Annotated in this window: 24 protein-coding genes; 6 read left to right on the top strand and 18 right to left on the bottom strand. The window is 62.2% G+C overall.

Going from position 1 to position 18,927, the window contains the following annotated elements:
* A complete protein-coding gene (locus AB4Z25_RS19755) occupies nucleotides 1-1,005 on the bottom strand; it encodes a glycosyltransferase family 2 protein (protein WP_112540589.1) in 1,005 nt (334 codons plus the stop codon).
* Between the two features lie 85 nt (nucleotides 1,006-1,090).
* Between AB4Z25_RS19755 and AB4Z25_RS19750 the strand changes: the two genes are divergently transcribed.
* Nucleotides 1,091-2,053, top strand: coding sequence for a lysylphosphatidylglycerol synthase domain-containing protein (locus AB4Z25_RS19750; protein ID WP_112540590.1), 963 nt, complete (start codon nucleotides 1,091-1,093; stop codon nucleotides 2,051-2,053).
* On the opposite strand, the gene AB4Z25_RS19745 is transcribed toward AB4Z25_RS19750, so the two are convergent.
* Genes AB4Z25_RS19745 through AB4Z25_RS19730 form a run of 4 tightly spaced genes read right to left on the bottom strand, consistent with a single transcriptional unit; the run spans nucleotide 2,021 to nucleotide 4,363 of the window.
* The gene (locus AB4Z25_RS19745) at nucleotides 2,021-3,265 is read right to left on the bottom strand and encodes an RNA polymerase sigma factor (RefSeq protein ID WP_112540591.1); all 1,245 of its coding nucleotides are present in this window, start codon (nucleotides 3,263-3,265) and stop codon (nucleotides 2,021-2,023) included. The two genes, AB4Z25_RS19750 and AB4Z25_RS19745, sit on opposite strands and share 33 nt — an antisense overlap.
* 3 nt (nucleotides 3,266-3,268) lie before the next feature.
* Nucleotides 3,269-3,628, bottom strand: coding sequence for a YciI family protein (locus tag AB4Z25_RS19740; RefSeq protein WP_112540592.1), 360 nt, complete (start codon nucleotides 3,626-3,628; stop codon nucleotides 3,269-3,271).
* Between the two features lie 4 nt (nucleotides 3,629-3,632).
* Nucleotides 3,633-3,992, bottom strand: a complete 360-nt coding sequence (locus tag AB4Z25_RS19735) for a YciI family protein (protein ID WP_112540593.1) — start codon at nucleotides 3,990-3,992, stop codon at nucleotides 3,633-3,635.
* Nucleotides 3,989-4,363 (bottom strand): YciI family protein, encoded by a 375-nt coding sequence (locus AB4Z25_RS19730; RefSeq protein ID WP_112540594.1) that lies wholly within the window; start codon nucleotides 4,361-4,363, stop codon nucleotides 3,989-3,991. Before AB4Z25_RS19730 ends, AB4Z25_RS19735 begins: the two co-directional genes overlap by 4 nt.
* Before the next feature lie 151 nt (nucleotides 4,364-4,514).
* Here AB4Z25_RS19730 and AB4Z25_RS19725 point away from each other — a divergent pair, with 151 nt between their 5' ends.
* Nucleotides 4,515-4,730 carry a hypothetical protein gene (locus AB4Z25_RS19725; RefSeq protein ID WP_112540595.1) on the top strand — a complete coding sequence of 72 codons (216 nt, stop codon included), beginning with the start codon at nucleotides 4,515-4,517 and terminating at the stop codon, nucleotides 4,728-4,730.
* Nucleotides 4,731-4,732: 2 nt separating this feature from the next.
* Here the strand turns inward: AB4Z25_RS19725 and AB4Z25_RS19720 are convergent, their stop codons facing one another.
* From AB4Z25_RS19720 to AB4Z25_RS19710, 3 genes are all read right to left on the bottom strand, one after another.
* A complete protein-coding gene (locus AB4Z25_RS19720) occupies nucleotides 4,733-6,241 on the bottom strand; it encodes an AMP nucleosidase (protein WP_112540596.1) in 1,509 nt (502 codons plus the stop codon).
* A gap of 59 nt (nucleotides 6,242-6,300) precedes the next feature.
* A complete protein-coding gene (locus AB4Z25_RS19715) occupies nucleotides 6,301-6,480 on the bottom strand; it encodes a hypothetical protein (RefSeq protein ID WP_112390767.1) in 180 nt (59 codons plus the stop codon).
* 317 nt (nucleotides 6,481-6,797) lie between these two features.
* The gene (locus tag AB4Z25_RS19710) at nucleotides 6,798-7,136 is read right to left on the bottom strand and encodes a DUF2147 domain-containing protein (protein ID WP_112537575.1); all 339 of its coding nucleotides are present in this window, start codon (nucleotides 7,134-7,136) and stop codon (nucleotides 6,798-6,800) included.
* 440 nt (nucleotides 7,137-7,576) lie between these two features.
* On the opposite strand from AB4Z25_RS19710, the gene AB4Z25_RS19705 reads away from it, so the two are divergent.
* A complete protein-coding gene (locus AB4Z25_RS19705) occupies nucleotides 7,577-7,843 on the top strand; it encodes a tetratricopeptide repeat protein (protein ID WP_112537574.1) in 267 nt (88 codons plus the stop codon).
* 128 nt (nucleotides 7,844-7,971) lie between these two features.
* On the opposite strand, the gene AB4Z25_RS19700 is transcribed toward AB4Z25_RS19705, so the two are convergent.
* The 3 genes from AB4Z25_RS19700 to AB4Z25_RS19690 form a co-directional block, all read right to left on the bottom strand.
* A complete protein-coding gene (locus AB4Z25_RS19700) occupies nucleotides 7,972-9,084 on the bottom strand; it encodes a pyridoxal phosphate-dependent aminotransferase (protein ID WP_112537599.1) in 1,113 nt (370 codons plus the stop codon).
* Nucleotides 9,085-9,173: 89 nt separating this feature from the next.
* On the bottom strand, nucleotides 9,174-9,581 hold the full coding sequence (locus AB4Z25_RS19695) for a PilZ domain-containing protein (RefSeq protein ID WP_112390770.1): 408 nt from the start codon (nucleotides 9,579-9,581) through the stop codon (nucleotides 9,174-9,176).
* Nucleotides 9,582-9,733: 152 nt separating this feature from the next.
* On the bottom strand, nucleotides 9,734-10,138 hold the full coding sequence (locus AB4Z25_RS19690) for a DUF2177 family protein (protein ID WP_112537573.1): 405 nt from the start codon (nucleotides 10,136-10,138) through the stop codon (nucleotides 9,734-9,736).
* A gap of 164 nt (nucleotides 10,139-10,302) precedes the next feature.
* On the opposite strand from AB4Z25_RS19690, the gene AB4Z25_RS19685 reads away from it, so the two are divergent.
* A complete protein-coding gene (locus AB4Z25_RS19685; protein WP_112537572.1) occupies nucleotides 10,303-10,749 on the top strand; it encodes a baeRF12 domain-containing protein in 447 nt (148 codons plus the stop codon).
* Nucleotides 10,750-10,809: 60 nt separating this feature from the next.
* Here the strand turns inward: AB4Z25_RS19685 and AB4Z25_RS19680 are convergent, their stop codons facing one another.
* On the bottom strand, nucleotides 10,810-11,154 hold the full coding sequence (locus AB4Z25_RS19680) for a hypothetical protein (RefSeq protein ID WP_112390773.1): 345 nt from the start codon (nucleotides 11,152-11,154) through the stop codon (nucleotides 10,810-10,812).
* Between the two features lie 339 nt (nucleotides 11,155-11,493).
* On the opposite strand from AB4Z25_RS19680, the gene AB4Z25_RS19675 reads away from it, so the two are divergent.
* Both AB4Z25_RS19675 and AB4Z25_RS19670 read left to right on the top strand, forming a co-directional pair.
* Nucleotides 11,494-11,931: a glyoxalase superfamily protein gene (locus AB4Z25_RS19675; protein ID WP_112537571.1), complete on the top strand. Its 438-nt coding sequence runs from the start codon at nucleotides 11,494-11,496 to the stop codon at nucleotides 11,929-11,931.
* Between the two features lie 17 nt (nucleotides 11,932-11,948).
* Complete coding sequence (locus AB4Z25_RS19670; RefSeq protein WP_112537598.1) at nucleotides 11,949-13,316, top strand: MATE family efflux transporter; 1,368 nt, start codon at nucleotides 11,949-11,951, stop codon at nucleotides 13,314-13,316.
* A gap of 181 nt (nucleotides 13,317-13,497) precedes the next feature.
* Here the strand turns inward: AB4Z25_RS19670 and AB4Z25_RS19665 are convergent, their stop codons facing one another.
* The 6 genes from AB4Z25_RS19665 to iolD form a co-directional block, all read right to left on the bottom strand.
* Complete coding sequence (locus tag AB4Z25_RS19665; RefSeq protein WP_442208836.1) at nucleotides 13,498-13,653, bottom strand: hypothetical protein; 156 nt, start codon at nucleotides 13,651-13,653, stop codon at nucleotides 13,498-13,500.
* Between the two features lie 87 nt (nucleotides 13,654-13,740).
* Nucleotides 13,741-14,577 (bottom strand): helix-turn-helix domain-containing protein, encoded by an 837-nt coding sequence (locus tag AB4Z25_RS19660; protein ID WP_112537597.1) that lies wholly within the window; start codon nucleotides 14,575-14,577, stop codon nucleotides 13,741-13,743.
* A gap of 38 nt (nucleotides 14,578-14,615) precedes the next feature.
* The gene (locus tag AB4Z25_RS19655; RefSeq protein WP_112537570.1) at nucleotides 14,616-14,843 is read right to left on the bottom strand and encodes a DUF1127 domain-containing protein; all 228 of its coding nucleotides are present in this window, start codon (nucleotides 14,841-14,843) and stop codon (nucleotides 14,616-14,618) included.
* Between the two features lie 91 nt (nucleotides 14,844-14,934).
* Entirely contained in the window at nucleotides 14,935-15,729 is a 795-nt protein-coding gene (iolB, locus tag AB4Z25_RS19650; protein WP_112537569.1) for a 5-deoxy-glucuronate isomerase, read from the bottom strand.
* 216 nt (nucleotides 15,730-15,945) lie between these two features.
* The gene (gene iolE / locus AB4Z25_RS19645) at nucleotides 15,946-16,863 is read right to left on the bottom strand and encodes a myo-inosose-2 dehydratase (RefSeq protein ID WP_112537568.1); all 918 of its coding nucleotides are present in this window, start codon (nucleotides 16,861-16,863) and stop codon (nucleotides 15,946-15,948) included.
* Between the two features lie 133 nt (nucleotides 16,864-16,996).
* The gene (iolD, locus tag AB4Z25_RS19640; protein WP_112537567.1) at nucleotides 16,997-18,847 is read right to left on the bottom strand and encodes a 3D-(3,5/4)-trihydroxycyclohexane-1,2-dione acylhydrolase (decyclizing); all 1,851 of its coding nucleotides are present in this window, start codon (nucleotides 18,845-18,847) and stop codon (nucleotides 16,997-16,999) included.
* Between the last annotated feature and the right edge of the window lie 80 nt (nucleotides 18,848-18,927).

Below are 18,927 nucleotides of genomic sequence, written 5' to 3'. Positions count from 1 at the left end.
TCAAGCTTCGCTTCCATCGAAGATCTGCCGGACGATATAGTTCGGCGAGGCGTCGTCGCGGTAATAGGTGCGGGCGATCATTTCGGCGAGGATGCCGGTGGTGATCAGCTGAACCGAGGACAGCAGGAAGACGACGCCGACCATCAGCATTGGACGGGTGCCGATGTCGTGGCCCATGATGAATTTGTCGACGAACAGATAAAACAGGATCAGGGCTGCGATCGCGCCGAAGCCGAGGCCGAGCGAACCGAAGAAGTGACCGGGCCGCGCCTTGTAGCGCATGAAGAACATCACCGAGAGCAGGTCGAGGATCACCCGGAACGTGCGGGAAATGCCGTATTTCGATACGCCATGCTGACGCGCGTGATGGGTGACCGGCATTTCGCCGATGCGCGAGCTCGGCACGACGCCGGCGACCCAGGCCGGAATGAAACGGTGCATCTCGCCCATCAGCTTGACCTGCTTGATGATCGAGGCGCGATAGATCTTCAGGCTGCAGCCGTAATCGTGCAACTTGACGCCGGTGATGCGGCCGATGAGGTAATTGGCGCACCAGGAGGGGATCTTGCGCAGCAAAAGGCCATCCTGACGGTTCTTCCGCCAGCCGACCAAAAGGTCGAGTTCGCGGCGTTCGAGCTCGGAGACCATCGAAGGGATGTCCTTCGGATCGTTCTGCAGGTCGCCGTCCATCGTGGCGATCAGGCGGCCCTGCGCGGCGTCGATGCCGGCCTGCATGGCGGCCGTCTGGCCGAAATTGCGCTGCAGTGCGACGATGCGCAGAGCAAGTCCGTTGCGGCCGACGTAGTGGCGCGCATTGACCAGCGTCGCATCCGTGCTGCCGTCGTCAACGAGGATCAGTTCCCACGGGCTCGCATAACCGGCCATGGCTTCGACGATGCGCTCGACGAGCGGGCCGACGCTTTCTTCTTCGTTGAAAACCGGTACCACGAGCGAAAGCTCAAGCGGTGCACCGGTATCATTTGCGCTCACGAGCGACTCTGACATTGTCTGCAACTCTTATTGCTCCTAAAAGGCCCGTTATGGCCAAGCAGGCGGCTGTTTCGGCCGCGAAAGTCAGGATGCCTACTACATGAACTCTCCGGCTGGCGCTAGCCGACAATCCTGGTTCGCACGCAATCGCATGACGTTGCTGACCGTCGTGATTGTCGCAGCATATGCGCTTTTCATCGAATGGTTCTGGGGCTGGTCCTCGATCCTGGCGCAATGGGCTGCCGTTGGCGTGCTGCCGATCCTGATCGCGCTTGTTCTGCTGACCAGCACCTACTTCCTGCGCACCTGGCGCATTCTCGATTATTTCCCGCGCGAAACCGCGGGCCAGTTCCGCACGCTGTTCCGCGTCACGCAGATCCACAATCTCTTGAATATCATGCTGCCGTTCCGGAGCGGCGAGACCAGCTTCCCGCTGCTGATGCGCACGGAATTCGGCATTCCGCTCGCCCGCGGCACGTCGGCGCTTCTCGTCATGCGGCTTCTCGATCTTCATGCATTGCTTGCGGCAGCCGGAATCGGTTTTGCAAGCGCGGCCGGCAACGCCTTGATCGCGTGGATCATTTGGGCTGTCTTCCTGCTGCTGCCGGTCGCCGCATTTGCCGTTCGCAAGCCGCTGCTGCGTCTGGGCTTCAAGCTGGCGCCGAAGAAAGCTCAGGGCTTTCTGGCCGAGATCGAAAACGGTCTTCCGGTCAATGGCATCGCCTTTGCCCGTGCCTGGGCGATGACGGCGGTGAACTGGCTGGTGAAGGTGCTGGTTCTCGCCTGGGCTCTCAGCCTCATGGGCGTTCTGCCGCTGGCGGCAAGCTTCGGCGGCGCGCTGGGGGGGGAGTTGTCCTCTGTACTTCCGGTTCATGCACCGGGCGGGGTCGGAACCTATCCAGCCGGCATCACCGCCGGCGCTGTCGCCTTCGGTGCGTCGGGGGAAAAGGCAGCACTTGCCGCCCTGGCGCAGGCGAGCGTCAATGCGCATCTGCTGATCATTGTCTCGGCCCTGACAGGCACGGCCATTTCACTGCCCTTCGGCCGCCGCCGCAAGCTCTGATATCCGCTGTCTGAGGAACAGTTTCTCCGGCTCCTGCTGGCAGAGCGACAGGGCGCGCCGGTAGGCGCCGATTGCCTCTTCCCTGCGGCCGAGTTGGCGCAGGAAATCGGCGCGGGCGGAATGTGCCAGGTGATAGGTTTCGAGTTCGCCCGCCTGCAGGATGCCGTCGATGATTTCGATCCCGCGCGCATAGCCTTCGGTCATGGCGATCGCCACAGCACGGTTGAGCTCGGCAACGGGTGAGGGCTGTGCCGCGATCAGCAGGTCGTAATAGGCGGCAATGCGCCGCCAGTCGGTCGCCTCCGGCGTTCCGGCCTTGGCATGTTCCGCGGCGATCGCTGCCTGCACGGTGTAAAGGCCGATCTCCGGATGCGCCATGGCGCGGCCGAGCAGATCGAGGCCCTCGGCGATCTCTTTCCGGTCCCAGAGGCCCCGGTCCTGATCTGCAAGCAGGACAAGGCCGCCATCCGCGCCGCGCCGCGCTGTCCGGCGTGAATTCTGCAGCAGCATCAGCGCCAGCAGTCCCTCGATGTCGGGGTGCGGCAGAAGCGTTATCATCAGCCGAGCGAGCCTGATCGCCTCGCCGGTCAGATCAGTGCGGACGATCTCGCTGCCGGATGAGGCCGAATAGCCCTCGTTGAAAACCAGATAGATGACATGCAGGACGCGATCCAGCCGTTTGGGCAGTGCATCGCGCTCCGGCACCTCATAGGGGATCTTCGCTGCGCGAATCCTGTTCTTCGCCCTAACGATGCGCTGTGCCACCGTCGGCGCCGGAACCAGGAAGGCATGGGCGATCGCCTCCGTCGTCAATCCGCAGATTTCCCGCAGCGCCATGGCCATCTGCGCGTCGGCGGGGATGGCGGGATGACAGCAGGTGAAGATCAGCCTCAGCATGTCGTCGCCGATCGCCTCCATTTCCCCGGCCTCCATGGTTTGCGCCGTGCCGTAGAGGCTGTCTTCGATGTCCTTCGCCGAGGCGTCGAAACGGGCGCGGCGGCGGATGTGATCGATCGCCCGGAATCGACCTGTCGAGATCAGCCAGGCGGAGGGATTGCCGGGAACGCCGTCACGCGGCCAGCTGCGTGCCGCCTCGGCAAAGGCGTCGTGCAGCGCCTCCTCCGCCCGGTCGAAATCGCCAAGCAGGCGGATCAGCGTTGCCAGAACACGGCGCGACTGTGTCCGGTAGATCTCCTCGATTGCGGTCTCCAAGTGCTACTCCGGTATCACAAGCGTCCGCACCGGCCGCAGTTCGACCGCGCCGAAGCGGGCGGAGGGAATGCGCGAGGCAATCCGCCGGGCAGCGTGGTCGTCGGCTGCCTCGATGATGTAAAGGCCGGCCAGATGCTCCTTGGTCTCGACATAGGGGCCGTCGGTCGCATGAAGGTTGCCGTCGCGCACGCGCAGCACCGTCGCCTTGTCAGGCATCTCCAGCGCATCGGCATGGATCATCACGCCCTTGCTGCGAAGCTCCTCGTCGAAACTGACATGCGCCTTGATCAATTCGTCCGTCTCGGCCTGTGTCAGCGTCCCGTCGCTATCGGCCGAATTGTAGATCAGGCAGACGTAGCGCATCGGATCACTCCCTTTCCTGGATGGAATAGGCGGGCCGGACCTCGATCGAGGCATAGTCGGCGATCGGGAAGGCCGAGGCGATCTCGGTGGCCTGCCTTATATCCTTCGCCTCGATCAGCACGAAGCCGCCGAGATGCTCCTTGATTTCTGCAAACGGCCCGTCGGTCGCAGACAAAGCGCCATCGCGGACCCGCACCGTAACCGCGGTTTCCGGATCGTGCAGCGCCAGCGCAGTGATCAGATGGCCGCTGTCACGCCATCGGTTGTCGCTGAGGATGCACTTCTGCGTCAGCACATCCCATTCTTCCTGGGGCACCAGCTTGCTCTTCTCGGTATCGAACCAGATCTGGCAGAGAAATTTCATGGTGTCGCCTCCCGAAGGCCGTTCTTGAAATCATGGATCGGGCGGACTTCGATACTGCCATATCTGGCAAGCGGAATGCCGGCGGCAACCCGGATGGCGTCGTTCAGATCCTTCGCCTCTATGAGGATGAAGCCGCCGAGCTGTTCCTTCGTCTCGGCATAGGGGCCATCTGTGACCGACATCTCGCTGTTGCGGATCTTGACGGTGACCGCCGCGCCCGGCTTCTGCAGAGCTTCGGCATGGATCATGTGGCCGCTGGCTTCAAGGTCGCGGTCATAGGCCGCCGAATCTCGGTCGAGCGTCTGCTTTTCTTCATTCGTCATGCGCTCGAGCACCGACGGCTCGAACCACACCTGGCACAGATATCGCATCGCGGCTTTCCTCCTGGCTGCCTCATCAGCTCCTGGACGACGAGACTAAGCGCAAATCGACAGCGGGAGAAAAAATCTTTCTTCGAGGCACAATGTCGAAACCCTGCAGCGGCCAGCCGACAAGCTCCATCGATAACATCGAGGAGCAGAGATGATGGGAATTCTTGAGGTCGCGATCGCCAGCTGGGTGGCGAGACGTCAGCCGAAGATGACGGCAGACGAGTTCTATGAGCAGCAAGAGCAATGGCTTCTGCCGCGGTTTGTGATCGCGGTGCTGCTGTTCATCGCCATCATCGGCGCGATGGACATGGTCCCGCGCGAGAAAACCGGCCCGCAGATGACTGCGGACCGGAGCATTGACGATTGAGCTTACTGGAAAGCCGTCTCGAAGAAGCTGCGCAGCTTGCGCGAATGCAGCGTTTCGGGGGGCATGGCCGCCAGCTTCTGGATGGCCCGGATGCCGATCTGCAGATGCTGGTTGACCTGCGTGCGATAGAAGGCCGTCGCCATGCCCGGCAGCTTCAGTTCGCCGTGCAGCGGCTTGTCGGAAACGCAGAGCAGCGTGCCGTAGGGAACGCGGAAGCGGAAGCCGTTGGCGGCGATCGTTGCCGATTCCATGTCGAGCGCAATAGCGCGGGCCTGCGACAGCCGCTTCACCGGGCCTGCCTGATCGCGCAGTTCCCAGTTGCGGTTGTCGATGGTCCCGACCGTGCCGGTGCGCATGATACGCTTAAGCTCGAAGCCCTCGTAACCGGTGATTTCGGCAACGGCCGCTTCCAGCGCTACCTGCACTTCGGCGAGCGCCGGGATCGGCACCCAGACCGGCAGGTCGTCGTCGAGAACGTGGTCTTCGCGCATATAAGCATGGGCCAGCACGTAGTCGCCGAGCCGCTGGCTGTTGCGCAGACCGGCGCAGTGGCCGAGCATCAGCCAGGCATGCGGGCGAAGCACGGCCACGTGGTCGGTGATCGTCTTGGCGTTGGAAGGGCCGACGCCGATATTGATCATCGTGATGCCGCCGTGCCCCTTCTTCTTGAGGTGATAGGCAGGCATCTGCGGCAGGCGGCCGGGCGTCGCATCGCCTTCCGGCGTGCTGGAACCCGCATGGGTGATGATGTTGCCGGGCTCGACGAAGGCGGTGTAGCCCTCTTCGCCGCCGCCATTGGCCATCACGCCACGCGCCCAGTTGCAGAATTCGTCGATGTAGAACTGGTAGTTCGTGAACAGAACGAAATTCTGGAAGTGCTGCGCGCCGGTTGCCGTGTAGTGGGAAAGGCGGGCGAGCGAATAGTCGATGCGCTGCGCCGTGAATGGCGCCAGCGGCGATGGCTCGCCGGGCGGCGGAATATATTCGCCGTTGGCGATCTCGTCGTCGGTGGTGTTCAGATCCGGCGTGTCGAAGAGATCACGCATCGGAATATCCATGAAGGCCGATGCGGAGGCCTCGACATGGGCGCCTTCGCCGAAGGCGAAATGCAGCGGGATCGGCGTTGAGGACTCGGAGACGATGACCGGAACATTGTGGCTCTTCATCAGAAGCGCCAGCTGTTCCTTGAGATAATGCCGGAAGAGTTTAGGACGCGTCACCGTCGTCGTGTAGACGCCCGGCGATGTCACATGGCCGTAAGAGAGGCGGCTGTCGACATGGCCGAAGCTCGTCGTCTCGATGCTCACCTGCGGATAGAAGGCCCGGTGCCGCGCGGTGATCGGCGCGCCCTTGGCAAGGGTCGCAAAACTGTCGATCAGGAAGGCGGTGTTGCGCTCGTAAAGCTCGGTCAGCACATCCACGGCCTTGGCCGGATCGTCGAAGCTTTGCGGTTCAAAGGCGGGCGGAGACGAGATGTCGAGGGGTGCTAGCGGAGAGATTCGTGTGCTCATGGCGCATTATATAGCGCCGGTTTTAACAAGCAAGCGACGCCCGGAAGGCGAAAATGAGATTATTTGGGAGCGCCTGAACAGAACGGGCTGCTGATTTCGGCGCAGGTATAGTTCGCCCCGAAATGCGATTGGGCGCCACCGCCGCCACCGCGAACCACCGCTGCCGAAAACGCCACCGCGAAGACGGCTGCCGAGAGTGTGATAATGGTGAAGCGTCTTGCCAGAATGAGCACGTCCATGTTCCCTAACCCGTATGCGCCCTTGATCGTTGCCCTTCTTTTGACACGGTGCGGCTGAACGGGTGCTGAGATGCCGGTTCATTTGGCGTTCAGGAAAATGGGTGGGTTTTGGGGGGCCTCATGAGGGGGCGGGCACGGCGCCTGCGGCCCCCTCATCCGGCTGCCGCCACCTTCTCCCCGCTGGGGAGAAGGGAAGTGCCGCAACGCCTCGATCCCTTCTCCCCAGCGGGGAGAAGGTGCCCGAAGGGCGGATGAGGGGGCTCCGGGCGGAAGGTTGCTTTAGTTCCGGCGAACAGGAACGGTGGCTCCAATCAATCCTACAGCCGCGTCCAGGTCTGCGATTTGCAGAGCACCTTCATCACGCAACCCTTCATCCGCAGCGTATCGCCGGACACGCTGCCGGAGCCGCTATAGGTCTTGTCGTCCTTGGGGTCGGTGATCTCGCCGTCATAGGTACTGCCGGTGCCCGCCAGCGTGCCGATCTTCTTGCCCGAGAATTTGCCGCTTTTCAGCGTTATGCAATAGCTGCCGCCGCAAGCCGCGATCTGGGCGGTATCGCCAGACGCTGTCTTCCAGTTGCCGACGATCGGCTCGTCCGCATGGGCGAGCCCTGCCGAAAGCGCCAGCGCGCTTGCGATAATAAATGTGCGGATCATCTTTTCCTCCCTGATGTCCAAACCGGCGCGAAAAATAACTGACGCGAACGTAAAGGTAAATATCGGAAAGCCGGGAAATGCCGGGTTTTCAAGGGGGCTGAAGCTGCAGATTTTCCGATTTGTCGTTTGGGCAGCTCGTTTCGTGGTGAACGAAGCGTTGATTTTCAAATCTGAATCTTTCGTAAAATTGTCTCGAAACTCCTTAATTTGCAGGCATCGCGATGTTTAACAAAAACCCAAGTTTACCAAGCGTTTGGACTTTGTTTGTCTCAAATTAATCATGCATTTTAGGCGTTTTTTGAAAGCCCCGCGGCATAGTGGAGCCATCAAACGAGCGGGGCAAACCCGCCGAACCGAAGGGACCGAAAGCCGCGATAGACGGCACGGCCTGGAGGGTAAAACAGGGCAAGTCGACAACAGGCTAAACAGGGATAAAACCGATGGCACGCTTTGAAATGCACAATGCTGAAATGGCCACCATGGGTGGCGACAAAAACGCCGACGTCTTCTGCGAAATGGGTCTGATGTATGCAACCGGCCGCGGCTGCGAAGTCGATCTGGTCGCCGCGCACAAGTGGCTGAACATCGCCGCCATCAAGGGCAGCGACCGCGCCGTCGACCTGCGCGCCGACGTCGCGGCTTCGATGAGCAAGATGCAGCTGGTCGAGGCGCTCCGCGCCGCTCGCGAGTGGATGACCATCCACTAAGCTGCAACGAAAAATCAGACAAGAATAACAACCTCGAAACGAGGGGAATGGCGGGCACCTTGACCGGGCCTGCGCCAGGAGAACGGAACCGCGACCGGCAGAAACAAGGCCGGCGCGGTTTTTCCGTTTTAGCCGAGCGTGCGCAGCACCTGCGGCAGTGATCGCTCGAAGAGGGCCATATCGGCTTCAGGCCCGACGCTAACACGGATGCAGCGGTTGAGCGGCGCGACACCCGGCATGCGGATGAACACGCCATGCTGCATCAGCCCATCGACGATGGCGCGCGCATAGGTGCCGTCACGCCCGGCATCGACAGTCACGAAATTGGTAGCCGAAGGCAGCGGCGAAAGCTGGTTTGCCCGCGCAATGTCGGAGATGCGCTCGCGTGCTGCGTGGATCTTGCCGACCACCTCGGCGAGGTAGGCCTGATCCTTCAGCGCGGCCAGCGCCGCCGCCGTTGCCAGCCGGTTCATGCCGAAGTGATTGCGGATCTTGTCGAAAGCCTGGGCGGTGCCCGGCGTCGAGATCACATAGCCGACACGGGCGCCGGCCAGGCCATAGGCCTTGGAGAAGGTGCGGGTGCGAACGATGTTCGGCAGGTCGATCAGGGATTCGACTGATGGCAGGGCACTCGCCGGTCCCGTCTCGCTATAGGCCTCGTCGAGAACCATCAGGCAGGTTTCGGGCAGCGCTCTGGCAAAGGCGACGATCTTGTCGGCATCCCACCAGCTGCCCATCGGATTATCGGGATTGGCGAAATAGACGAGCGGCGCATTCTCGCGCTTCACCGCGTCGAGCAGGCCGTCGAGATCTTCCCGGTCGTTGACATAGGGAACGGTAACGAGGCGCCCGCCAAAACCGGCAACATGGAAGTTGAAGGTCGGATAGCCGCCGAGCGAGGTGACGACGGGCATGCCGGGTTCGATCACCAGCCGGACGATCTGCCCGAGCAGCTCGTCGATGCCGCCGCCGATGGCGATATTGGCCGCGGTGACGCCGAGATGGGCGGCCAGCGCCTCGCGCAGCTCGAAATTCTCCGGGTCGTTGTATTTCCAGATATCGCCGCCTGCCGCGCGCATCGCCTCGAGCACTGAGGGGGCCGGGCCGAAGCCGTTTTCATTGGCGCCGATACGAGCCTCGACCTTCAGGCCGCGCTGGCGCTCGATGGCTTCGGGGCCGACGAAAGGAACGGTGGAGGGCAGGGAGCTGACCAGCGGCGTGAAGCGCGAAAAGGCGGACATGGAAATGCTGAATCCCGGATAAAATGAAAGCGGCGCCAACAATAGGCGCCGCTCTTTTCAAGGCAAGCAAGATTATTCCAGAAACCGGCCTATTGCATCGCCGTGATGCGGCCCGCGCGGCGAGCCTGGATCGCCTCGACATTGCCGGCCATGAAGTCGGCGCGCACCACGCGGCGCAGTACTTCCGGATCGAGCACATTGATGAAGCGAACGCCGATGCGTTCCTTGTTGCGGTACACCTCTGCGCAGCCGATGCGGTAGGCGAGCCCCAGAATGTTCAGATAATAATGTTTCGGAAGGCCGGCCGTCGACGCGACGAGGAATGTGGCACCGCCGCGCGAGATATCGAGGATCTCCGCACTGCGAAGCGACATGCCGGTGAGACACGGGCGCACCGCGATGATGCGCGCCGGCCGGCTGACCTGGAATTGCTCCCAGCGCTGGTCGTAGACCTCAGATTTCACCGTCGCGAGATGCGTTGCCCGGTCCATGGACATCGTGCAGTCCTCCGTCTGAGCCAAGGTCATCCTGGCGCGTTCTGGCAGAGCCTCACATGAATGTTTTGCGCATTCGTCAAAGAGATTTAGACAATTTTAGTGAATGTGAATTTTGTGCTTACGTGACACAGTCCTGTGCCGCAGCGGGAAGCCTATCCGCCAAAAGCCCGCGCAGCCGCATAGCCGCCCGCAGCCGTTGCCGCGGTGACGAATGTGCCCCAGGCCATGTCCACCAGGGTCATCGTCACAGGCCAGTTCTTCAGCGTCGACAGATTGGTAATGTCATAGGTGCCGTAGGCCGCCAGTCCCAGAATGGCACCATAGACAAGCGCTGTGGTCAGCGAGGCCGCGCTGACCGCCGGAAGCACCGCGAGCACCACGACGGCGACCGCAAAGAACACATAGAACAACGCCGCGATGCCGAGTGCCGGCTGTGGCAGCATCAGGTCGCCCAGCTGATCGCGGTAGAAGGTGCGGGCAACGAGGCCGAGCCAAATCGCATCCAGCACCAGCAGCGTGGCGAAAGACCCGGCATAGGCAATCAGCGCTGTTTTCATCGGCGTCTCTCCCGTTTGATCATCTCTACGCTGAATTGAGAAATTGGATTGCCTGACTGAATCGTTTTCTCGGCCCCGGTTGCGAACTCTTTCAATTCCCAGGCGTTTTGCCTTGGTCGATGAAGTGCTCCGCGCTTCGGTAAACAATCAAGAGGATATGAAAAATGGCTGATATCAGAGTGCCTTGGGAGTCCTGGGTGGTGGTCTGTGACGGTGCGAAAGCGCTGTTCATGCAGAATGCCGGCGACGCCCAGATCATGAACCTGCAGGTTCAGGAAACCCTGACGCAGCCGAACGAGCCGACGCGTGAACTCGGCACCGACAAGCCGGGCCGGACCTCGGCGCCGGATGGCCAGAGTGCCAGCGCGATCGAGCAGACTGATTGGCAGGGCCGGGCGGAAGCCGAATTTCTGAAGCAGGTCGCTGCCAAGCTCGATGAGCTTGTGCACCAGAAAGATGCCCGCCGCATCGTCCTCGTCGCGCCGCCGAAGGCGCTCGGCACGCTCCGCCCGGTTCTTAGCGCCGGTGCGCAGGCGGCAATCTCCGCAGAAGTCGCAAAGGACTATACCAATCTGCCGGTTGACCAGATCGAGCGCCACCTCGCGGCATAATGTCTGGAACGAAGCAGGATATCGCGGGCGGCTTCGGCCGCCCGTTTTCATGGGGGAAGGTCAGAGGCCAGTTTCGAAGCTCAGCCGCAGGACGTGATGCAGGAACTCGGCGTTGATCAACATGTTGAAACTGATCGTCACGAGCTCGCCTTCGCGCTTGACCACCGTCGAGCCGATCTCGTCGTGAATGCCGAGAATCTCGAGGAAGAAATTGCTCGGCATCTCCACCGAGGGGCTCACTTCCAGCACGGCGCCGCCGAGATTGATCGTGCGGATCAGGCAGCGGACCTGTGTGCCGGTGCTGAGATGATGGCCGACAAAGATGATCTTGCCGGGGCGGTCCAAATGGAAGTCACGATAGGATTGCTCCTGATCGCCGTCATTGAGGTGCATCTGAAAGGCCATGTCAGCCTCCGCTTGTTGTCTGGTTGAAATGTAATATGGGAATGCTGATAAGTTGTGAAAAGCATTGGTAAATTTTGAGCCTTATGCGGGACTGGCGGCGAAAAGCGCTGTATTTCCGGTGTTTCGGGCGCCGCCGGGCAGGTCATTATGGGGCATTCTTGACAGTTTCGCCGCTCTGCCGCATACAGGCTGCGGTTCGAGGCACCGGCCGCTCGCGGATGAAAGTCCATGGTGAAGCCTCGCAAACATGAGTCACGGCCATTTGGTGCATGCTGACTGACGGCAAGGCGAGCTCCCATTCACAGTCGACAATGGCATGCCTTCCGAAAGGCTGAACCTGTGACAACGACCTATCCATCCATCGACGAGCTGAAGGCTCAGGCCAAGCGCCTGCGCCAGGCCATGGAAACCCGCGGCAGCGCGATTTCCCACAGTGCCGCGCTCGAACTTATCGCCCAGCAATATGGCGCGCGTGACTGGAACACGCTGTCGGCGCTCGCCACCCGCCCGAATGCCGAGCCGATCTCGCGGCTCTCGGTCGGCGCGCAGGTGCGCGGCAGCTATCTGAACCAGCCCTTTACCGGCAAGGTGCTGGCGCTGGCGCAGACCAATGGCGGATTGCACAAGATCACCCTCCATTTCGACGAACCCGTCGATGTCGTGACCTTCGAGAGCTTCTCGGCGTTCCGCCAGCGCGTCAATGCGCAGGTGGACGGCAACGGCATCTCGCCGCGCAAGACCTCGAATGGTCTGCCGCAGCTCGTTCTCGACATCTGATGGCCGGGATCCCGCTGATGAACACTGCATCCGCAGCCAATCCGTTTCTCACCGCGCCACTGGCCAGGGTTTTTGCCCGCACGGCAGCGCCGATCATCCTGATCACCACCATCAACGGCCTGTTTGCCGTGGTGGACGCCTATTTCCTCGGTGCCTATGTCGGCGCCGGGGCGCTGTCGGCGGTGACGCTGATCTTTCCCGGCCTGATGATGGTCGTGGCGCTGCAGTCGCTGGTCTCCAACGGCATGGCGAGCATCCTGGCCCGCGAGCTCGGCGGCGGCAATCGCGATGCCGCACGCCGCACCTTCGCGGCCGCCCATGCGCTGGCGATCGCCGTCGTGCTCGTCGTCAACCTGATCTACTGGACAATCGGCTGGCGCATCGTCGGCAATGCGGCGGCGGGCGATATGGCGGTCGCGGACAACGCCAGCACGTTCATGGGCATCATGGTCGGTGCCGCACCGATCGCCTTCTTCCTGTCGCTCAATATCGATGCGCTGCGCAGCGAAGGCCGGATCGGTTTCATGACGCTTGTCATGCTTGCCGCTTCGGCACTGAACATCTCCGCCAACTGGTTCTTCATGGCGGTGCTGCATTGGGGTGTGGCGGGTTCGGCGCTGGGCTCGGTGCTCGCCCAGGCGATCTGCCTTCTGGCTGTTATCATCTACCGCTGGCGGAATGTTGCAGCGTTGCGGCCCGCAACGCGCTTCCCGCTCTCGGACTGGAGGCCGATCCTGGCGCTCGGCGCACCGATGAGCCTTGGCTTCATCGGCATCTCGCTCTGCTCGGCGGCCGTCATCTTCAACCTGTCGATCTGGGGCGAGGGCGATTACGTCGCGACCGTCGGCGCCTATGGCATCATCACCCGCGTCATGACCGTCGCCTACCTGCCGCTGCTCGGCCTCAACATCGCCTCGCAGACGATCGCCGGCAACAATTACGGCGCGGGCCTGCGGGATCGTGTCGGTCAAAGCCTGAAGATCGCGATGATTGCCGCGCTCGTCTATTGCACCGGCGTGGAGATCGTCGTCGAGCTCTCGGCAACCCGCCTCGGCCACATCTTCGTCGCCGACCCCGTCGTCATCGCCGAAGTCTCGCGCATCCTGCCCTGGACCGTCGGAGCCTATTTCCTGTTCGGCCAGATGATCGTGCTGTCGGGTTATTTCCAAGCGATCGGTGATGCCAGGCGTGCGGCGATCTTCGGCCTGTCGCGCGCCTATCTCTTCACCCTGCCGCTCACATTCCTGATGCCGCATGCCTTTGGCGAAATGGGGATATGGATGGTGCCGGTCTTCGCTGAGGCCTGCATGTTCGTGCTGGCTTTCGCGGTTCTGGCGAGGAATGCGAAGCGGTTGGGGTGGCGGTATGGGTTGTTGCCGGCGTGAGGGGCTGATGGGGGCTGTTGTCGAAGACGGTTCCCCCGAATACCCTCATCCCTGTGCTCGTCACAGGGATCCAGCCTGCCCAAGTCCTTGGGCAGAAAAGACTCTTCTCGCCGCGCCGACGCGCGGCGGCTGGATTCCTGTGACAAGCACAGGAATGAGGGAGGGCTTCAGGACGTCGCCCTCAGTCCTTGTCGGCCGAGGTCGCTGCCGTATCGGCTTCCTTCAGCGCCTCGGCACATTCCTGGCAGCAGACTTCCACGGTCGTGCCGCCGAGCTTGACGCTGATCGCGTCATGGCCGAGTTCGCAGTCGCAGGCGGCGCATGTGGTTTTCTTCATCTTCTGATCCTCCGTTGGGTATCCCGTTCGGGACAGGATCATAAGACCACTGGAGGCACCGGCCTCGCTGTCGAATTCTTTAGCGACTTATCGCGGCCGGATGCGCGCCGCGCGCTGGAATTCTGCCGGGCTCCGGCCATAGGCCTGGCGGAACGAGGCAGTGAAGTGGCTGTGGCTCGAAAAGCCGAGCTCGAGGCCGAGCGCGGTCAGATCGTCGTACTTGCCGAGAAGATCGAGCGCCCGGGCAAGGCGCAGCCGCAGCTGATAGCGATAGAGCGGCGTCGCCTCGACCTGCTGGAAGACTTGGGTGAGATAGACGGGCGAGACGCCGACTTCGGCGCCGATCTCCGCAAGCGTCCAGCGCCGGGCGAGGTCGGAGGAGAGCACCAGCTTTGCCCGATCGACAAGCTTCTGACGGCCGATACTGGCGCTTGCTCCATGTGACGTGCGTTCGCCAAGCGAACGGCGAACGAGGGTAAGCGCCAGCGTCTCCGCTTCCAGCGTCTCGGCAGCGCCCTGACGCAGGCCATGGCGCAGAAGGGCGACGAGCGCCTGCGCCCGCGGGTCGATCCGCCGGCGCTGCCGGCGAAAGCCGAACAGATCGCCGGGCTGGACCTGGTCCCGGGGCGCCAGTTCGGCCAGCAGCGCGTCATCGACGGAAAGGTCGATGCAGGCGTCGCCTCCATCGACGGGATGGCTGATCTGGTAGCTTTGCCCGGCATTGAAGAACAGCATCTGGTTGGCTTCCGCCACCGTGTCGCTGCGTCCGACATGGCGCATGAAGACGCCACGATAGGGATAGACGAGGCTGGTCTTGTGGGCGCATTCCTCGCCGCTCCTGTGACGGCATTCGCCATCGCAGACCACGTCACGGATGGTGACGGTGTCCGTCTTCAAAAGCAGCGCTGTCGAAAATTGCGGCATCATATCGTCCGGGGATTGCGGGCGCATCCTAGCATAGTTCAATCGCGGGAATAGACGTGCACGTCGCTTTCGGTCTGGTAGCGCGACAGCCCGATATCCTTCAGCTGCGCATCCGAAAGCTCCATCACGGCATTCAGGTTACGCCGCTCGCGAAGCTTGCGCGCGGTACAGCGATAGAAGGAGAGGAGGGCGGTGCCCAGCCGGGAACGAGCTGTCCGCAGCAGATAGCCGTTGCGGCCGGAAATGAGGGTGGTCGAGCCGTGCATGATGTTGCTCCATCGGTGTTGTTTCGATGGAGGCAGTGAACCATTTGCACGGCTCGCCCGCTGTCAGATTATTTAGCGATCGAACGGCTGATTATTTCAGCAGCCACTCATGCTCCGGCGCGTTGTAGAACTTCCATACTCGCTTCGGCCCGGCCATGACATTGAGATAGTAAAGGTCATAGCCATGCGTCGCGGCGCAGGGGTGATAGCCCTTCGGCACCAGCGTCACGTCGCCGTCCTCCAGCACCATCGCCTCGTCGAGCGAACGGTCGTCGGTATAGACGCGCTGGAAGCCGAAGCCCTGCGGCGGGTTGAGGCGATGATAATAGGTCTCTTCCAGGAAACTCTCGTTCGGCAGATTGTCCTGGTCGTGCTTGTGCGGCGGGTAGGAGGAGGTGTGGCCACCCGGCGTGATCACCTCGACGACGAGCAGCGAATGCGCCGACGCATCGTCTTCGGGCATGATGTTGTTGACGTGGCGGACATTGGTGCCCTTGCCGCGTGTCAGCGGTGGATGCGCACCCGGGGGGATCGCCTTCGCCTCGTAGGTGCCGCCGCCCGGTGCCGAGCAGACGGCAAGTTCCAGATCGGTCTCGGCGGTCACCGACCAGGCCGATTCCATCGGGATATAGAGCGCATGCGGTGCGCCGTCGAACGGGCTCATGCGCTCGCCGAGCGTGCCGAAATCGCGGGTGCCAGCCGAGGCCTTGCCTTTGCCGCTGACCCAGACGAGGCAGATCTCGCGCTCACCCGTTTCGCCCGATGCGGTCTCGCCCGGTTTCAGCCGGTATATGTCGAAGCCGACATAGGTCCAACCGGCGCTTTCAGGCGTCACATGGGTGACGCGGCCGCTGGTGCCTTCGGGTTTTACCTTGAGATTCGGCATGGTGTTTCCTCCTCGATATGATGAACTCAGGGTGGGGCCACCCCCCTCTGCCCTGCCGGGCATCTCCCCTTCAAGGGGGGAGATCGACTCGTGTTGACCTCGCGGTCGGCAATAAATGTTGGAGCGAGTGGACGCTCCTAGTTGATCTCCCCACTTGAGGGGGAGATGCCCGGCAGGGCAGAGGGGGGTGGCCCCACCCGCAATTCGCGCCGGATATTACCCCTTCGGAAACCCTTCCGTCTCCACGGTATAACCCGCAGCCGTCATCACCCGCATCAGTTCGGCATAGCCGACCTCGGCCATCTTCTTCGGCGGTGCCTTGCGCGGGTCCTGTTCGGCTTCGACGACGAACCAGCCCTCATAGCCGTAATCGGCAAAGCGCTGGACGATCGCGGCGAAATCGAGCGAGCCGTCACCGGGAACAGTAAACGCGCCGAGCGCCACCGCATCGAGGAACGACTGCTTGCTGCGGTCGAGGCCATCGACGACAGGCTTGCGGATATCCTTGACGTGGACGTGGTTGATGCGGGCGTGGTGGTTGTCGATGGCGCGCAACACGTCGCCGCCGGCGAAGGCCAGATGGCCGGCGTCGAGCAGCAGCGGAATGCCGGCGCCCGAATGCTTCATGAAGGCGTCGAGTTCCGGTTCGGTCTCGACCACGGCCGCCATATGGTGGTGGTAGGAGAGGGGCATGCCCTGATCGGCGCACCATTCGCCGAATTCGGTGACGCGGCCCGCATAGGCCTTCATTTCGTCATCGGAAAGGCGCGGCTTGGTGGCGAGCGGCTTGGAACGGTCGCCCTGGATCGAGCGGCCGACTTCGCCATAGACGATGCAGGGCGCGTTGACCGCCTTGAACAGCTCGATCATCGGCGCGATGCGGTCCTTGTTGGCCGAAAGTTCCTCGTTGACGAGCGTGCCCGAGAACCAGCCACCGCAAAGCGTCACGTCGGCGGCGCGCAGGATCGGCAGCATTTCACCGGGATTGTTCGGGAAGCGGCGGCCCTGTTCCATGCCGGTAAAGCCCGCGCCACGCGACTGGCGCAGGCATTCTTCGAGCGATACGTCGTCGCTGAGTTCAGGAAGATCGTCGTTCCACCAGGCGATAGGCGACATGCCAAGTTTGGCCTTCATTGTTATTCTCCTCGTCATTCTCTTAAATCAGTGAGTGCGGCCCCCTCATCCGGCTGCCGCCACCTTCTCCCCGAGGGGAGAAGGTGCCCGAAGGGCGGATGAGGGGGCTACGCGCTCTAAGTTCTCAAAATCTTCAACCAGCCCGCTGCGCCTGACGTGCCTTCACATAGGCCGCATGCGCCTTGTTGACCTGATCGCGCGGGCTCACCTCAGGCACCGCAACATCCCACCAGTGGCCACCGGCTTCCGTCGTGATCAGCGGATCGGTATCGATGACGAAGACCGAGGTCCGGTCGTTGCCCTTCGAATCGGCGATCGCCTTTTCCAGTTCGGCGATCGATGCGACCTTGACGGCAATCGCCCCCATCGCTTCGGCATGCGCGCGGAAATCGATCTCCGGCATGACCTCGTGATAGGAGTCCTTCAGCAGGTTGTTGAAGTTGGCGCCGCCGGTTGCCATCTGCAGCCGGTTGATGCAGCCATAGCCGCGGTTATCCAGCAGCACGATGTTGAGCTTCAGGCCCATCATCACCGATGTCGCCAGTTCCGAATTCAGCATCATGTAGGAACCGTCGCCGATCATCACGACGACATCCTTCTCGGGATGCGCCATCTTGGCGCCGAGACCGCCGGCGATCTCGTAGCCCATGCAGGAGAAGCCATATTCCATGTGATAGCTGCCGGGTGCCGTCGCCGGCCAGAGCTTGTGCATTTCGCCGGGAAGACCGCCCGCGGCGCAAAGGCCGATCGCCTTTTCGAGCTCGAAAGAGCGCGTCACGGCGCCGATCACTTGCGCGTCGGAGGGGAGCGCCGCATTGGTGGAAGCCATCGCCTTGCTGGCGGCTTCCATCCAGACATTCTTTTCCTTCGTTGCCTTCTCGGCAAGTGCTGCCGGCGCCTTCCAGCCGGAAAGACCCTTGGACAGCGCCTTCAGGCCTTCGCGCGCATCGGCGACCAGCGGCTGGCCATCATGCTTGTAGGCGTCGTAGGCCGCGATATTGAGGCCAAGCATCTTCAGCCCGTCATTCTTGAAGAGCGCCCAGGAGCCGGTGGTGAAGTCCTGGCAGCGGGTGCCGACGGCGATGACGAGATCGGTATCCTCGGCAATCGCATTGGCGGCCGATGTTCCGGTGACGCCGACCGAACCGAGTGCCAGCGGATGCCGCTCGTCGATCGCCGACTTGCCGGCCTGCGTCAGCACGACAGGAACGCCGTGCGCATCCGCAAAGGCGGCAAGTTCTTTGGTCGCCTGCGAATAAAGCACTCCGCCGCCGGCGATGATCACCGGCTTCTGCGATGCCTTGATCAGCGCGATGGCCGAGGCAAGCTCGTCGGCATCAGGTTGCGGACGCCTGACGGCCCACACCTTTTCTTCGAACAGGCTTTCCGGATAGTCGAAGGCTTCGGCCTGCACATCCTGGCAGAGCGACAGCGTCACCGGGCCGCAATCCAGCGGATCAGTCAGCACCTGCATGGCGCGCTTCAGCGCCGAGATGATCTGCTCGGGGCGGGTGATGCGATCGAAATAGCGTGAAACCGGGCGGAAGGCGTCGTTGGCCGAGACCGTGCCGTCACCCCAGTCTTCGATCTGCTGCAGCACCGGATCCGGGGCGCGATTGGCGAAGACATCGCCCGGCAGGAAGAGCACCGGGATGCGGTTGACATGCGCCACGCCGGCGGCGGTCACCATATTGAGTGCGCCGGGGCCGATCGAGGTCGTGCAGGCCATGAAGCGCTGGCGGAAGCTCGCCTTGGCATAGGCGATCGCCGCATGCGCCATGCCCTGCTCGTTATGGGCGCGGTAGGTCGGCAGCTCGCTGCGCACCTGATAGAGCGCTTCGCCCATTCCCGCAACGTTGCCATGGCCGAAGATCGCCCAGACGCCGCCGAAGATCGGCACCTTCTTGCCGTCGACGACGGTCATCTGCTTCTTCAGGAAATGCGCAACAGCCTGCGCCATCGTCAAACGGATTGTCTTACCCATCGGGTCCTCCCGAACCTTCGCTCTGTATCTTCCCCTCCCAGCCCTCATCGAATCGAGAGGGCCAGGAGGGGTCTAATCCT

Origin of the sequence: Rhizobium sp. RAF36, assembly GCF_052114105.1 — a bacterium.
In the GTDB taxonomy this organism is placed as follows: Bacteria; Pseudomonadota; Alphaproteobacteria; order Rhizobiales; family Rhizobiaceae; genus Rhizobium.
This window is presented reverse-complemented; position numbering and strand designations above follow the sequence as displayed.

Excerpts from the sequence above, each read along its gene's own strand:
- AB4Z25_RS19755 (WP_112540589.1), bottom strand. The coding sequence starts at position 1,005 with ATGTCAGAGTCGCTCGTGAGCGCAAATGATACCGGTGCACCGCTTGAG.
- AB4Z25_RS19750 (WP_112540590.1), top strand. The coding sequence starts at position 1,091 with ATGAACTCTCCGGCTGGCGCTAGCCGACAATCCTGGTTCGCACGCAAT.
- AB4Z25_RS19740 (WP_112540592.1), bottom strand. The coding sequence starts at position 3,628 with ATGCGCTACGTCTGCCTGATCTACAATTCGGCCGATAGCGACGGGACG.
- AB4Z25_RS19735 (WP_112540593.1), bottom strand. The coding sequence starts at position 3,992 with ATGAAATTTCTCTGCCAGATCTGGTTCGATACCGAGAAGAGCAAGCTG.
- AB4Z25_RS19730 (WP_112540594.1), bottom strand. The coding sequence starts at position 4,363 with ATGCGATATCTGTGCCAGGTGTGGTTCGAGCCGTCGGTGCTCGAGCGC.
- AB4Z25_RS19725 (WP_112540595.1), top strand. The coding sequence starts at position 4,515 with ATGATGGGAATTCTTGAGGTCGCGATCGCCAGCTGGGTGGCGAGACGT.
- AB4Z25_RS19720 (WP_112540596.1), bottom strand. The coding sequence starts at position 6,241 with ATGAGCACACGAATCTCTCCGCTAGCACCCCTCGACATCTCGTCTCCG.
- AB4Z25_RS19715 (WP_112390767.1), bottom strand. The coding sequence starts at position 6,480 with ATGGACGTGCTCATTCTGGCAAGACGCTTCACCATTATCACACTCTCG.
- AB4Z25_RS19710 (WP_112537575.1), bottom strand. The coding sequence starts at position 7,136 with ATGATCCGCACATTTATTATCGCAAGCGCGCTGGCGCTTTCGGCAGGG.
- AB4Z25_RS19705 (WP_112537574.1), top strand. The coding sequence starts at position 7,577 with ATGGCACGCTTTGAAATGCACAATGCTGAAATGGCCACCATGGGTGGC.
- AB4Z25_RS19700 (WP_112537599.1), bottom strand. The coding sequence starts at position 9,084 with ATGTCCGCCTTTTCGCGCTTCACGCCGCTGGTCAGCTCCCTGCCCTCC.
- AB4Z25_RS19695 (WP_112390770.1), bottom strand. The coding sequence starts at position 9,581 with ATGTCCATGGACCGGGCAACGCATCTCGCGACGGTGAAATCTGAGGTC.
- AB4Z25_RS19690 (WP_112537573.1), bottom strand. The coding sequence starts at position 10,138 with ATGAAAACAGCGCTGATTGCCTATGCCGGGTCTTTCGCCACGCTGCTG.
- AB4Z25_RS19685 (WP_112537572.1), top strand. The coding sequence starts at position 10,303 with ATGGCTGATATCAGAGTGCCTTGGGAGTCCTGGGTGGTGGTCTGTGAC.
- AB4Z25_RS19680 (WP_112390773.1), bottom strand. The coding sequence starts at position 11,154 with ATGGCCTTTCAGATGCACCTCAATGACGGCGATCAGGAGCAATCCTAT.
- AB4Z25_RS19670 (WP_112537598.1), top strand. The coding sequence starts at position 11,949 with ATGAACACTGCATCCGCAGCCAATCCGTTTCTCACCGCGCCACTGGCC.
- AB4Z25_RS19665 (WP_442208836.1), bottom strand. The coding sequence starts at position 13,653 with ATGAAGAAAACCACATGCGCCGCCTGCGACTGCGAACTCGGCCATGAC.
- AB4Z25_RS19660 (WP_112537597.1), bottom strand. The coding sequence starts at position 14,577 with ATGCCGCAATTTTCGACAGCGCTGCTTTTGAAGACGGACACCGTCACC.
- AB4Z25_RS19655 (WP_112537570.1), bottom strand. The coding sequence starts at position 14,843 with ATGCACGGCTCGACCACCCTCATTTCCGGCCGCAACGGCTATCTGCTG.
- iolB (WP_112537569.1), bottom strand. The coding sequence starts at position 15,729 with ATGCCGAATCTCAAGGTAAAACCCGAAGGCACCAGCGGCCGCGTCACC.
- iolE (WP_112537568.1), bottom strand. The coding sequence starts at position 16,863 with ATGAAGGCCAAACTTGGCATGTCGCCTATCGCCTGGTGGAACGACGAT.
- iolD (WP_112537567.1), bottom strand. The coding sequence starts at position 18,847 with ATGGGTAAGACAATCCGTTTGACGATGGCGCAGGCTGTTGCGCATTTC.